Raw genomic sequence first — 11,992 nt, 5'->3', positions numbered from 1 at the left:
ATTAATTTCTACATTCCTCTGAACAAATTCATAAGACTGGCCATTATAAGCTCCAGATTCAGCCACAACATCGGACATAAAGCCGATACTGATTTCTCTTTTGCCGTCATAAATCTTTTGAATAAGTCCTTCATCGGTAATGGTCATAGATACATAGAGCTTTAAATCTTCTACTCTTGCATCCGTATGGGAAAGACCTTTTGCATAGCGATTATAGTTTTTAAGGTTAACCGGCTCATTTGGATGATCATCTGTCACTGGTTTGGACTTAGCTGAACGAATGGTACGATCGCTAAAGATATCCTCTGGCAGCTTAGCCTCCATCTGAATCGTTCCATCCGATCTTTGATAAGGAAATACACCTGGTCTAGTAATCGGTACGCATACGGTTAAATAGCCTTCTTCTGTTTCGCTATAATCATTGATCATGACTTTGTCATAACGTTGCATCTTCACACATCATCACCCCCTTTCTGATCGCATAAAAATAGCCCTAACCTTCTCGGTAGAGCTCATTTAAATTATTAAATTGTTTGTCTAATTCCTTTTTCACACTTTCTGTAACGGACCCTTTAACATTAATGCTTGGTGTTATAGTCACAGAACGTTTTCGTTTAAGATGTTTTTCTATACCTTCAAGAGCATTAGCGATACGTTCAAGATTCTTGCTATCTTTTCGGTCCATGAAATTTCCTCGCTTCAGCTAAAGCTGTATGTGCAATGTGATGGAAGTTTTGAAGTGAGTATCCTTCAAGCTCCCAAATTCGGTTCTTGATTCGCTCTTTTGCAAGTTTCTCACCAATTTCCTCAACATAATTGTCAGGATTTACACAAGCAGATTCTCCGACCACTGTAAATCCATTCGGAAGCTTAGCGACCACTAGGCATTGCTTATCAAATACTCGATGAAAAACTTCGAATTCAGAGGCTTGCATAATGCTTTCCACTTGCTCTGATGTAACTTTATTTTTAAACACGTCATTTCCTCCTTTAATCAAATACCGGTCTAGAAACACACCGGCAACGATAATCCTCTCCAGGCAATACTTTACGTTTACCTACAGTTGGTGGATCTGAGTAAGAAAAAACTTGGTTATCTAGCTCTTGATGAGTCTTCCTCACTCGCTCATCCTTAGAAGTTACCCAAGTAAACTTCGAAACTCCCATTTGCTGATGTCTCTTTGCTGTCATTTGACCAAGAATGGTTCCGGCTTGATCAATAGCGATAAATTCAGCGCGTTTCAAGGATAATCCAACTCGCTCGATTAATTCATCACGAATTTGTTTAGGACTATGTCCTCTTTTCACACCTTGCATGACGATGGTTTCGATGTCAGTAAAGTAATCATCACGGAGCTTGCTGATGTAACTAACATTCTCCGAAACAGAAGATCTCATGTACTCCTGGAGCCAAGGTTCGTATGCTGTTGGATCAATGCCTTTGATAGCACCTTGTTTTTGAATGTTGTTTTTATTAAAGACATTTACACCATTCACAAATGTGTTGGCGATCGACTGGACCTCACTGGAAGTAAAAATCCCAAGCGATAATCCTTTTATAATGTCGATTGCCCTCTGAATGATGTCTAAAGGTCCATCTTCAATAAATGTGGAGTCATCATATCTTTTTTTGTAATTTTTAACCTCGGGCTTTATTTGCTCATCAAACACTTCAAGAGAGAGCTTCTTTAAAGCCAAAATTAAACGCTTCATACTCCGGTAATACAAGAGTGCCACAGCATCAGGAAAACGTGTAGGAGGAGCGATTTTAGGCATCTTACCCACGACCTTTATATGCTCGGTAAACTTCAAGAGCCATTTTCTCGATATCAGCATCATCACCAGTGAATTTAAGAACGTTGGTAAGACCTGAGTTCCCGAATCTTGTTTCTCTTACTTCATCAGCCATAATTACACCATTTGTGATATAAATGTTGTCAGTCTCTGCAACAATCTTTCGGATTTCAGCATCCGTTTTAGAATCAACTTCCCATAAAGGATTGAATTTGAGCTCCCATTCAATTGTTGCTGGATCGATGCTGCCGCCCAATTCATCTGAGGACCACAACAATAATCGAATCAAACGTTCTAAATGTGGCCGCATTTCGTTTTCTTGTTGTGCAGCAATACGAGAATAGTAGTTCATGACATCGTACTGAGCACCTGTAATCGTGCCGGCTTCTTGTCCCTTGATTACCGATTTCGGCATTCTTGCAGCACCAGCCAACATCTCCCACACGTAATCAAGCAGCTCTTTTATGCCACCGATTGGCGTACCCTCTTTCTTAAGCTCTTCACTGGTCCCGATAATTGCGAGTGCTTCAGTTCGGAACATATAATCCATGAGCATTCCGAGTTCTGACTTTTCTTCACTGCTCATGTTCTCTATGCCATCTGATTTATAGACTTTAAAGGCAAAGTCATAAAGCATTTGACCCACAGACCAAAGAGACGTATCCAAAATCGTGATGATGTCATATAAGGGTTCCAGTAAAGGCTGTCCTCTATATTCATCTTCAAGCCTACGTGTTTGATCATGAATCACTCTAGATGCATGGACATTATCTTGAGTAACGCCTGCAATTTGTTCACCTAATCGGGATCTACGATTCAATTTGAACATTTCCACTTGGCCATAATTTAAGCTGAACATATCCTCGTTCAATATGAAGTCTTCAACCTTCATTCCAGAAAAAGCATGAATGTAATCCAAACGCTTAAGTTTTGTTTCATCCAGCTTGTCGGATAAATTAAATGCTGTAGATTGAGTTATCCCTAACGAAATAAAACCGTCACCACGCAAACGTTCGAACGATCTCATTTTCTTAAAAGCTTCTTTTGCCTTTAGATCCCTTAATTTACTCATAATGTTATTCTTTAAGGTTTCGTCCTTCATCTTCAAAGTGAACCAGCTGCGAGTCATGTCTTCAGCAGGGATATCGATGATATTCTGAATGATCCGATTATCAGCATAAAGATTGGATAGCTGTTGGTGAGTCAGCCTCCTTCTTAATCCTGGTTGCTGTCTGACAAGAGCATCCTTAGAATGTCCTTTTCCATTACCAATCATAAAGTCATTCCGCATACTCTTTGCCTTATCAATTGTTTTCACTTCCTCACCTCCCTATCTAACATTCATAAGACGTTTGTACCGATCCAAAGGACCTTTTAAGTCAGATACCTCATAATCATCAAGGGCATACCAGATGGCACTCAATGTATGTGGATCCAGGTTAAACTCATCCGGAATGATTTCATCCAACTTGTTTTTCTTATAGGTCAATGGCTTCAGCTCGTATATCGTGTTTGTACATTGCTTAGAGCAAATAATTTTCTTGAATCGTTTGACCTTTTTCGTATACTGCAGCCGTGAACCTTGGAATTTTTTCGCCCCTCTTATGTTGAAGCCATTTTGTTTAAAAAATTCGATTGTTTTCGGCTCAGCTGAGTCCGCTTTTATAAGTTCTTTAGAAATTTTGAATTCATTCAACTCTTTGGCCGTCTTATCATCGGTCATTTTGTTTTTGTAATACTCCCAGTAGATATAAAGGATCTGTTTATCACGATCGATAGCAAGCCTTACCACAGCGTTATAGGATTCTTCAAAACCAAAGTCCATACCGACCCGTTTTAAAGGGTGTGCTAATCGGTTTATAGCAGCCATAACTTCATCGTGACCCCTTACCTCGAACTGAGGAAGGACTTTAACCCCGTTAACACCAAAACGACCTTTCCGAGCAATACGGTAAAGGTCAGGATCATATTCTTTCAATTCATCCAGCTGTGCAATATAACTTTCCGGAAGAAAAAGATTATCGTCCGCTGTAGAGTGATGGTAATACGTATCGTTAACAATAATTGTTCGTTTCTCATAAAGTTCAGCATCGTCAAGGACTAAACGGTTCTTTTGTTCATCTTTAAAGAAGTGTTTGAATGTCCAGTTGTCTTCTCCGATTGGATTCGTCGATAAAATCATGTGCAGCTGCAATGTGGGATGACGAAGACGTCCAAGGAGCTCTTTAAAGCCGGCATATTTAATCTCAGAGCACTCTTCTAACCAGATTAGAGAAATATTATTAATGGATTTCAACTTGGCTGGTTTATCCATGCCTTTAAAGATGATCTTAGAGCCGTTCGAGAACTTCAACTCATATGGACTTTCTTTTGGCCTGATTTTCCCCTTGGCCACTTTCTTCCTACCCGAATCGTCAAGCAATCCTAAATCCTCTACGATTTCAGTAAAAAGAGAGAACGTACTGTCCTTGTGTGTTTCATAGACCTCACGTACGACTAACGCCTTTCGTTTTTCGGATAACAGCTTGAGTATGATCTTTAATGCGACATGGTAGCTTTTTGAACTGCCATATCCACCGACAAGAAATTGAGTCTTTGTACTCCAATCAAAAAGGAAATCTTCAAAGTGAGGGTTCACTTCTTTTTCAATCATGACCGCTCACCTTTTCTCTTTATGACTATTTCTATAGGAGCATCATTTTCATCATCGTTCATATTATCGATTTCAGCTTTGGTCTTCTCAATTCCAAGCCTCATTTGTTCCAGTTTTAATCTTCTTTCGTCCTCATCGTGCGCCAAATCTAGAAACTGTTTTACTAGATTCCTATACTCAGCCATCGCTCTTGCTTGAGCTTTAATGTAAGACTCATAGCGTTCATAAGCAAAGGAGACTTTATACGACTCACTTCCTCCACCATCAGCCCAGCTACTTCCGCTTTCTTCTTTCAAGTGATCGGTATCATCATTTACCCACATAATCTTTTGCATTCGAACAATTGCCGAAAATTTAATTTCTATCTGAAACCATATTTGATCAGCAATGTCTAAATCACTCATCACTTTAATGATCTCTATTTGTTCTTCGTGCAGAAACTTACTAAAAAGACCATGTTTTGTCGCTAGGTTGTTGTGATTCGGAAATTTATGTTTAGGATTAGGGTTCCCTCTGTTCCCTGCTTGTCCCCCAGACTTTTTAGGAGTATTCGATTTTTTAGTAACGTTCCTTTTCACAATGGTAACGTTACCTTTCAATTGTTCATCCCATTTATCTTGATTTTTCCACTTTCGAACTTGGGTGTCGGTGACATTTAATTCAGCTGCAATGTCTTTTAACAACCGTTTTCCATTACTTTCTTTCCACAGTTCAAAGGCTTTATCTCGACTTGGACTTCTTGCTCTTGCCACTACATATCACCCACCCCCATGTTTTTGTTTTGGAGCAAAAGAAAAAGCACCCTGAAGGATGCTTAAACAATTTTTATTCTACTTTTTCTCTTTAGCAGTGCCTCTGCCGAATTCAAACTTTTCATCACATTCTTTACAAGTGCTATAAATATTGGTTTCTTTAAATCCTGGAATATCATCTTTTTCATATATAACTTTTCCGTTACCGCAAGGGCACTTATACTCTTCACGAATAACTTCACCACTTCCAGCACCATATCCACTATGATATGAAGTGCTACTATCTACTTCTTGTAACTTCATAATATCACTCCTTTTTCCTATGCATTCGACAAAAGGAAGGAATTTCCTCTTCTAATGACGAAATTTGTAGTAAAGGAGGTGAATATATTTATGCGTTTTGATGGAGCAGTTATTAAAGAACAAGGTATCACATTTGCTATTGTTGTAGTTAAACCAACTGTTTTACAACAACATTCAAGTGAGATTGAAAAAGTTAGAGCTGGTTTCAGTCGTTATTTTCCTAGAATGCCGGTTATTTTAATGGCACAGAAGGCTAGAGGAATTCCAACATATCACGGAAGAACAGATATCGTAAAATTCTTAGCAAACATAGATCCTCGAAGGATCCCATGGAAAACATATACTGCTAGCTAACTAATGACCACCTCTTGCCAGGTGGTTTTTATCGTTCTTTGGCGAAATTTAATCTCCGCGCCGTCCTGCCTCCCATTTTACACTGCTGATTTTTCGATTTTCAACAATTGCACAAAGTGGCTTTTTTGGCTCAAATGGTTCAATATGGTATCTTTGGTTTTTTTGACCTGGTTTCTGGACATTCCCACATGATTCGCGATTGACCTATAACTCATACCATCTAGTAAACAATCATATATTACCGTTTGTTTTTCCTCTTCCAGAAGATCCGCAGCCATTTCAATAGCGAAAACAATATCTTCAAACTTCTTCAAGCGTTTATAAAGACGTTCTTCTCTGACATCCATTTCTTCTAATTCAATCTGGCTCTTACCTTTACTTCCGTTCGGCATTGCTGCATCAATTCCATATTGAGCGACTCCCCAGGACTTCATCGGTGTGGAATACCCGTAAAGAATTCTTTGAAGACGTTCTACTTCTTTTTTCATCCAATGATAATCAAATAGCAAGCTTTCAATCTGTTCCTTCATGGTAAAACTCCCCCTTACCTTTTATCTCTGTCTAATTGCACCTCCACGCTTTTCGTAACGCGGTCTATTCATCCCCATGAGTTCTCTTATGTCTCGATCACTCAATTTCTCAGAATGTGCTTTCTGGGCTTTGTCAGATGTTTTTTCTTTTTTCTTCTTAACTGGAACTGGTTGATTTTTATTTTTCCACATACTTAATTGATCGTTTAGTGTGTTCATTGCTAATCGCACCTCCATAAATGTGAGGGATAGCTGCGAAACCTATGATGATGACCCCTTATACCCCTATAAGAACGTAAAAAAAGACACCAATCAGGGCAGGGGGCTTGTTCCTGCTCTTGATCAGTGTCCTCCAGATGGCTGGTAGAACAAATTATCGTACTTCTTTTCGCGCTATTTGCCTAGCTTCCAGATGTAAATTATATGATTGTTTATTCATTTTTCTCGATGAGAGATTTATGTGATTTATAATTTCTTCACTCTTTATGTCATCACCAAAGATTATCCTTTTGTATCTTTCAGCAAAACTCTTGTATTCAACTAAAAAATACTCATTATTAAAATTAAAAATTAATTCATTATAGGGGAGGGACTTATAAACTAAAGAGGAATCCTTAATTCTCTTAACAAGTTCTAAGACAATCTTTTCATGCGTGTGCAGTCCTCTCAATGTACCCTTATCGAAAACTTCTCTTATGTTAATTGGAATATCTAAGTTTTCTTCAAAAATTAGACCTCCATAATTTAAAACAAATTCAGAGTATTGGTAACTAAATTCTAAGCTACTTAATGGAGCATCAGTAAACTTAAAAATGTACTCCGCTTTAGTGGATCCAGTGCCTTCAATTTTTAAGCCTATATTTTTTAATACAGTATTAAATTTAATGGCTAAATCTCTCATGAAATTTGCTTCAGTAATTCTATGAGCAGTTCTCCACTTAATAAATCCCCCATCCTTTTTAATTGTTTCTATTACGTCTTGTTTACCATTGGTTCTTAACCATTTAGCCAAATCACTTTGAGCAATGAAGGATTTTTTCCGGTTCATCTCAATGAATATTTCTATCTCCTTTAGCAAACATTCTCTTTTCAACAATAAGGACTCAATAGTTAAAATAGGTGATTTCTTCATCTTTCCATCTATGAAGTTATTGAAAATTTTAGTTAATTTATCTCCAAGTATCCTCCATCTTGAATCAAGTTCTTCTGAAATAATAATTGGATACTCTCCGAGTTTACTACTCCACATTTCAACAACTTTACTGATTCCTGGGAATTTATCATTTAACTCTTTTATTTTTGCCGCTTTAGCAGCTTCTTTCATGTAATGCTTAAATCTTATTTTCATCTCTTCCCCAAACTCTTTTGAACACTCACTCCCAACAACCAGAGTTTGTTTGGTATATTGGTTTTTAATCGGACACTTCCATCTAAGAGGCTTTTTCCCGCATAAGGAACAAGCCTGACCAATGGATTTATAGTTTTCTCCTAAATCAATAACAGGGGTTGTGCCATCTTCTTCCCATTCACTTTGTGCAACGCCTAATAAATTTGGTAAAACCGCCTGGTATGTTTGCCCCTTTTCTTCATTGCTAAGTGCATCAAATGTTAATATTTCATATTTCTCTAAAAGTAATTTAATCTCCAAAAAATCATTTTGATTAATTACGCTACTACTCAATAATAGCTTTCGTTGTTTTTTAGAAATGAATACTTTCCCCATCTGCTAACCACCTGTCATTAAAATTCTTCCCCAACATCCCACTTAACGCGCTTCACCTTACCCTGATGTGTGATGATCTTTGTTTCACCGTGAACCGGCAGCTCTGTCATTCTTGCCTTCCCATTCGATACCACAATCATAAAAGATGAATTTTTTTCCATTATATCAATTTCTAGTTTCTGGGTAGAAGGATTAATTTCTAAGTCATTTAATCTCAAAGCAATACCCCCTTAGTCTACTTTGTTTCATCATCTACCCCACCAGCAAAATAAAATTACTCTATACCTCTTGCTTTCACGATTTCCAATGCTTCTTTATCAGAGAACCCTGCAGCCATTAGTGAATCGTACCTACTTTTGTAAACTTAGAAAGTTCAACATGGTATTTGATTGTATACAGAAGAGTTCTAATCATATCGTCCACCATCATTTCGAATTCAACATTTGTAAACTTACCATTTAAATTATCTTTCATCGATAAACTCCCCTTTTTGTAAACAAGTTCCACTCAAGTGGTGTTTTTTTCACTGCTCTTTTCCCACTTTACCCATCCAAAAAGTTTTGGCATATTTTATTCCTTCCTTTTTTGTTAATATTTAGTTAAGGGAGGAGGGCAATACTTGTTAAATATTCTTAGAGATTTTTTACTAAATAATGTTCTGGTGCCAATTTTTGCTTTAGCTGTAGCAGCAATTATTATTTCTGCTATTGCAAAATACGGAGATGTCATTTTCAAGTTTTCAATTCATTAAGACCTTCCCCAAGGTCTTTTTATTTTTCCTTTATCCTTATCTGCCCATCCATCGATGGCCATTCCGCAATCCATCTTCGTTTCCACTCTTTAAGTGCCTCTTTATCACCTTTGCGGCAAAGTGTGTTCAGATCATAGAGTCTGATCTTGCTGTAGTCTTTCATAAACTAAACTGCCACCTCATCTTCTAAGAGCTTGTCCACCCATTCCAGGTAATCGAGTGTGCTGCGTTTTGTTCTCTTAACCTCGTATGCGTAAATTTCTAGATCAACTAAAGGAATACTCTTTCTCCCGCCTTTTGAAGCGTGATTAACGTAATGTTTAATCGTCGAATATGGAATGAAGAATATTTGCTTTGTTGAGCGAAACTCAATCAACACAAAACTAATTCCGTCCATGTTCTCAACCTTCTCTAGGTAATTGAGTTGATGCTGATGAAGATTCTTTAAATCAAAGCGATCGATTCCTACTGATTTTGCTTCGAAGGCAATTGCCCTGCCTTTATATACTCCGTCATAATCCACCGTACTGGGAGCTTCGTAAAATCCGTTCAATACCTTTGTACCTTTACTTTTGAGCACTTTTACCGGTGTAGGACGTTTATTTATTAGTGCTACCTTTTGATTGGCATACATTTGATTGATCAAATTCAGCATCATTTCAAAAGCCATACCGCGATTTCCCTGTGACATACTGTTCACCTCATCCAAATTTGATGAACTCCTGCTCTTCAAGCAGAAAAGCAGGAGCGATATTCTTTAAGCGATGATTACCAGCTGTCCTTTTTCAATCTCAGAGCTGAGTTCTTCTTGTAAATAAGTTCGAATATTCTTCATAGCCGCTAACTTCCAAGCTCCACCATCAGCTTCAAACAAAGCACATGCTGGACCATTCTTCATCCGGAAGATAAAATCACTTTCTGGCTGATCAACTTCAACGAAAGTTCGATAAGGCTTCAATACTACTGGATTTGGTACTAAGACATTTCCTACTGTAGCAACCCCTGTTTTAGCGACAACTGACTGGGAAACCCCATCATCACCCACTGTATTGACGTTCTCTTCTTTGATGTTTCCGACAACCTTTAGCATTATGTCGCGATCTTCATTTTTCACGAATGATGATTGTAATTTGATGTTAAAGTCTTCTGAACTATAGAACCTATCAAAAGAGAATTCCGGCAGCATAGCTTGAGCTCGAATATATTCATTTCTGCTGTAGTCCTGGTTGTATGTACTAAACACCAGCACCTCAGTTGGACTTACAACATGAATCATTTTTCCGTCAAACTCATCTTCGTCAAACTCTGATTTCAGATACTCGACTAAACCAGATAGAGACCTTACTTTAAGTGATTCAGGAGTAGCTTCAGGAACAAGGTGCAGCCTTTCGGTTGAATATTGCTGACCGTTTACTTCCTCAATTTTTGTGTTTCCAAGACCGACGATATATTCGATTGCAGCTTTAATCATTTTTATATTCCTCCAGTTAATTTAAATTTTTTTAATTATTTGCTTTGTTGCTTGAAGCTGATTACTTTTTCGCCCACATCGGTCTCTACTTCACCATCTTCAGTGATGTATGACTGACCTTTAATCCCTGATTTCAATTCGGCACCGGTTACATTTCCGCGGTTATCGAGATCCATAACGATTTTTGTTTCAATATGTTTAGCTGGAGATAATGCTGATTTAGCCTGAACACTTGTTACAACGATATCGCGTTTCTCATCAGCCTTAAAAGAAAGAGTTAATGTGAGCTTTCTAACCTTTGCTGCATCTGTGTTAGGATCTGCGATATTTTCCAAGATCTTTTGAAGCTCAGCGTTAAAACGTTCTGCAACTGCTCCTTCAGCGAAGCTTGATAGATTAATAATGTTTGCCATGTTATTTCCTCCTGTTTTTATAAGTTAAGTTCTCTAACTGCATCTTTTATTTTCATAGACCAGCTGCACCCACAAGTGCATTTAAAGCGCATTGAAACCTTACTTACAGCTGGTACGTTCTCAAAGACTTTAAATTTACAGTTAGGGCAATACGCTGAACGTCTTTCTAACGTCCTGTTCTTTTTTACGATCATTGGACTGCTTCCTTTAGAAGTTCAGGATTTTCGTAAATGTTGCCGATTACTTCTCGACGTTTAAAATTACTAGCTGACACCGCCACTAGTGGAATATTATTAGCAGGTGCATAAAAACAAGCGTTATCTATATCCCATTCAACTTTACAAGGGAAACCAGGTTCTCCAATAATTACATCCCCCTCATAGACCTCCTTGCCGTTCTTATCTTTTAAGCCTGTGAATTGCATTAATTCAACATCATCAAATTCAAATAGACCACCTAAAAATCCATCGTTAGCAATAACACTTTCATTTTGGAAATCTATTTCACTAACGTTCATGATTTTTTCAAAAGATTTCACATAAGCACGGAACTTAATTTCTCTGCTCATCCCTTATCCTCCGTTTCCTAGTGATTGTGCTAACATGTCATATAAAATTGTTAATTCACCTATTGTTAGCTTTTTAGGATTTTCGATTGTTCCACTGTTTTCGCCTAAGAATGATAAAGATTCTTTTATCCCTTTCTCCAACCTCTCCGCCTTCTGTTTATGTTGCATCATTTCTTCGTAATAGAGACTTGCTGTTTTCTTGTAGTCCGCCACCTTGAGCTGGAAGCTATTAATTAGCGATTCAGTTTCTTTATTTGCTAATTTGTTACCTTTTTCATGTTCTTCGATCTCCGCTTGTAGGCGTTCTACTTTTTCCTCCAATTCCTTATTTGTCTTGATAAGAACATCCATTTGACACGTATGTGCCCCATGAAATTTAACACCGCAATTATTACACTGAAGCTCTGGTCCAAGTTCATAACCATTCATAAATGCGTTAATTTCATCCATCAACCGCCCCTCCTTTTGTAGCCGCATTTACACCGGTCTGTAGAGTATTGAATTTTATGTTTGCCTCTTATTTTGCAGATAAGAGAGTAAAAGAACTTTTTCAAGCTGAATCACTCATCCCTTCTGTTTCAGCCATAAAAGATGCATACCATGCAGCCTGTATCTCTCCAGCTGCTTTAATCTTTTCTGGATCTGTTTCAGCTGGAAAGAAGTAAATTCCATTTCCTAAG

At 37.8% G+C, this 11,992-nt stretch carries 20 protein-coding genes; 2 read left to right on the top strand and 18 right to left on the bottom strand.

The genetic code is table 11. From position 1 onward, the window contains the following. From AWM68_RS09450 to AWM68_RS09415, 8 genes are all read right to left on the bottom strand, one after another. On the bottom strand, positions 1-450 hold a 450-nt coding region (locus AWM68_RS09450; protein ID WP_156488371.1), incomplete at its 3' end, for a DUF2213 domain-containing protein. Positions 451-493: 43 nt separating this feature from the next. Then, entirely contained in the window at positions 494-685 is a 192-nt protein-coding gene (locus AWM68_RS09445) for a hypothetical protein (RefSeq protein WP_066240442.1), read from the bottom strand. Then, the gene (locus AWM68_RS09440) at positions 669-977 is read right to left on the bottom strand and encodes a Gp49 family protein (protein ID WP_082820656.1); all 309 of its coding nucleotides are present in this window, start codon (positions 975-977) and stop codon (positions 669-671) included. The genes AWM68_RS09445 and AWM68_RS09440 overlap by 17 nt, the downstream gene beginning before the upstream one ends. A 13-nt stretch (positions 978-990) precedes the next feature. Next, positions 991-1,776: a phage minor head protein gene (locus tag AWM68_RS09435; protein WP_066240438.1), complete on the bottom strand. Its 786-nt coding sequence runs from the start codon at positions 1,774-1,776 to the stop codon at positions 991-993. Position 1,777: 1 nt separating this feature from the next. After that, a complete protein-coding gene (locus AWM68_RS09430; protein WP_231868408.1) occupies positions 1,778-3,112 on the bottom strand; it encodes a DUF1073 domain-containing protein in 1,335 nt (444 codons plus the stop codon). Between the two features lie 12 nt (positions 3,113-3,124). Beyond that, the gene (locus tag AWM68_RS09425) at positions 3,125-4,444 is read right to left on the bottom strand and encodes a PBSX family phage terminase large subunit (protein ID WP_156488370.1); all 1,320 of its coding nucleotides are present in this window, start codon (positions 4,442-4,444) and stop codon (positions 3,125-3,127) included. Next, positions 4,444-5,199: a phage terminase small subunit gene (gene terS / locus AWM68_RS09420; protein ID WP_066240433.1), complete on the bottom strand. Its 756-nt coding sequence runs from the start codon at positions 5,197-5,199 to the stop codon at positions 4,444-4,446. The genes AWM68_RS09425 and terS overlap by 1 nt, the downstream gene beginning before the upstream one ends. A gap of 78 nt (positions 5,200-5,277) precedes the next feature. Next, complete coding sequence (locus tag AWM68_RS09415) at positions 5,278-5,502, bottom strand: hypothetical protein (RefSeq protein ID WP_066240430.1); 225 nt, start codon at positions 5,500-5,502, stop codon at positions 5,278-5,280. Between the two features lie 90 nt (positions 5,503-5,592). On the opposite strand from AWM68_RS09415, the gene AWM68_RS09410 reads away from it, so the two are divergent. Next, the gene (locus tag AWM68_RS09410) at positions 5,593-5,856 is read left to right on the top strand and encodes a hypothetical protein (protein WP_066240427.1); all 264 of its coding nucleotides are present in this window, start codon (positions 5,593-5,595) and stop codon (positions 5,854-5,856) included. Between the two features lie 77 nt (positions 5,857-5,933). On the opposite strand, the gene AWM68_RS09405 is transcribed toward AWM68_RS09410, so the two are convergent. From AWM68_RS09405 to AWM68_RS09390, 4 genes are all read right to left on the bottom strand, one after another. Further along, positions 5,934-6,386: a sigma-70 family RNA polymerase sigma factor gene (locus tag AWM68_RS09405; RefSeq protein WP_066240424.1), complete on the bottom strand. Its 453-nt coding sequence runs from the start codon at positions 6,384-6,386 to the stop codon at positions 5,934-5,936. A gap of 21 nt (positions 6,387-6,407) precedes the next feature. Next, positions 6,408-6,605 (bottom strand): hypothetical protein, encoded by a 198-nt coding sequence (locus AWM68_RS09400; RefSeq protein WP_066240421.1) that lies wholly within the window; start codon positions 6,603-6,605, stop codon positions 6,408-6,410. Between the two features lie 154 nt (positions 6,606-6,759). Further along, positions 6,760-8,109: a hypothetical protein gene (locus tag AWM68_RS09395; protein WP_066240419.1), complete on the bottom strand. Its 1,350-nt coding sequence runs from the start codon at positions 8,107-8,109 to the stop codon at positions 6,760-6,762. Positions 8,110-8,126: 17 nt separating this feature from the next. Then, positions 8,127-8,327, bottom strand: a complete 201-nt coding sequence (locus AWM68_RS09390; protein WP_066240416.1) for an XtrA/YqaO family protein — start codon at positions 8,325-8,327, stop codon at positions 8,127-8,129. 401 nt (positions 8,328-8,728) lie between these two features. Between AWM68_RS09390 and AWM68_RS22005 the strand changes: the two genes are divergently transcribed. Continuing rightward, positions 8,729-8,860, top strand: a complete 132-nt coding sequence (locus AWM68_RS22005; protein ID WP_269446787.1) for a hypothetical protein — start codon at positions 8,729-8,731, stop codon at positions 8,858-8,860. Between the two features lie 19 nt (positions 8,861-8,879). Here the strand turns inward: AWM68_RS22005 and AWM68_RS21405 are convergent, their stop codons facing one another. The 6 genes from AWM68_RS21405 to AWM68_RS09365 all read right to left on the bottom strand — a co-directional run bounded on the left by AWM68_RS21405 (position 8,880) and on the right by AWM68_RS09365 (position 11,762). Continuing rightward, positions 8,880-9,023: a hypothetical protein gene (locus tag AWM68_RS21405; protein ID WP_156488369.1), complete on the bottom strand. Its 144-nt coding sequence runs from the start codon at positions 9,021-9,023 to the stop codon at positions 8,880-8,882. 3 nt (positions 9,024-9,026) lie between these two features. After that, positions 9,027-9,551 carry a Holliday junction resolvase RecU gene (locus tag AWM68_RS09385; RefSeq protein WP_066240444.1) on the bottom strand — a complete coding sequence of 175 codons (525 nt, stop codon included), beginning with the start codon at positions 9,549-9,551 and terminating at the stop codon, positions 9,027-9,029. 66 nt (positions 9,552-9,617) lie between these two features. Continuing rightward, positions 9,618-10,331 carry a hypothetical protein gene (locus AWM68_RS09380; protein WP_066240413.1) on the bottom strand — a complete coding sequence of 238 codons (714 nt, stop codon included), beginning with the start codon at positions 10,329-10,331 and terminating at the stop codon, positions 9,618-9,620. Between the two features lie 35 nt (positions 10,332-10,366). Beyond that, on the bottom strand, positions 10,367-10,744 hold the full coding sequence (locus tag AWM68_RS09375; RefSeq protein ID WP_066240410.1) for a replication terminator protein: 378 nt from the start codon (positions 10,742-10,744) through the stop codon (positions 10,367-10,369). A 190-nt stretch (positions 10,745-10,934) separates the two neighbouring features. Next, positions 10,935-11,312: a YopX family protein gene (locus AWM68_RS09370; protein ID WP_066240405.1), complete on the bottom strand. Its 378-nt coding sequence runs from the start codon at positions 11,310-11,312 to the stop codon at positions 10,935-10,937. 3 nt (positions 11,313-11,315) lie between these two features. Beyond that, positions 11,316-11,762 (bottom strand): hypothetical protein, encoded by a 447-nt coding sequence (locus tag AWM68_RS09365; protein WP_066240402.1) that lies wholly within the window; start codon positions 11,760-11,762, stop codon positions 11,316-11,318. Positions 11,763-11,992: the final 230 nt, after the last annotated feature.

It is taken from the genome of Fictibacillus phosphorivorans, from assembly GCF_001619875.1.
GTDB classification, from domain to species: domain Bacteria; phylum Bacillota; class Bacilli; order Bacillales; family Fictibacillaceae; genus Fictibacillus; species Fictibacillus phosphorivorans_B.
This window is presented reverse-complemented; position numbering and strand designations above follow the sequence as displayed.

Excerpts from the sequence above, each read along its gene's own strand:
- AWM68_RS09410 (WP_066240427.1), top strand. The coding sequence starts at position 5,593 with ATGCGTTTTGATGGAGCAGTTATTAAAGAACAAGGTATCACATTTGCT.
- AWM68_RS09380 (WP_066240413.1), bottom strand. The coding sequence starts at position 10,331 with ATGATTAAAGCTGCAATCGAATATATCGTCGGTCTTGGAAACACAAAA.
- AWM68_RS09395 (WP_066240419.1), bottom strand. The coding sequence starts at position 8,109 with ATGGGGAAAGTATTCATTTCTAAAAAACAACGAAAGCTATTATTGAGT.
- AWM68_RS09435 (WP_066240438.1), bottom strand. The coding sequence starts at position 1,776 with ATGCCTAAAATCGCTCCTCCTACACGTTTTCCTGATGCTGTGGCACTC.
- AWM68_RS09405 (WP_066240424.1), bottom strand. The coding sequence starts at position 6,386 with ATGAAGGAACAGATTGAAAGCTTGCTATTTGATTATCATTGGATGAAA.
- AWM68_RS09375 (WP_066240410.1), bottom strand. The coding sequence starts at position 10,744 with ATGGCAAACATTATTAATCTATCAAGCTTCGCTGAAGGAGCAGTTGCA.
- AWM68_RS09415 (WP_066240430.1), bottom strand. The coding sequence starts at position 5,502 with ATGAAGTTACAAGAAGTAGATAGTAGCACTTCATATCATAGTGGATAT.
- AWM68_RS09370 (WP_066240405.1), bottom strand. The coding sequence starts at position 11,312 with ATGAGCAGAGAAATTAAGTTCCGTGCTTATGTGAAATCTTTTGAAAAA.
- AWM68_RS09445 (WP_066240442.1), bottom strand. The coding sequence starts at position 685 with ATGGACCGAAAAGATAGCAAGAATCTTGAACGTATCGCTAATGCTCTT.
- AWM68_RS09365 (WP_066240402.1), bottom strand. The coding sequence starts at position 11,762 with ATGGATGAAATTAACGCATTTATGAATGGTTATGAACTTGGACCAGAG.
- AWM68_RS21405 (WP_156488369.1), bottom strand. The coding sequence starts at position 9,023 with ATGAAAGACTACAGCAAGATCAGACTCTATGATCTGAACACACTTTGC.
- AWM68_RS09385 (WP_066240444.1), bottom strand. The coding sequence starts at position 9,551 with ATGTCACAGGGAAATCGCGGTATGGCTTTTGAAATGATGCTGAATTTG.
- AWM68_RS09400 (WP_066240421.1), bottom strand. The coding sequence starts at position 6,605 with ATGAACACACTAAACGATCAATTAAGTATGTGGAAAAATAAAAATCAA.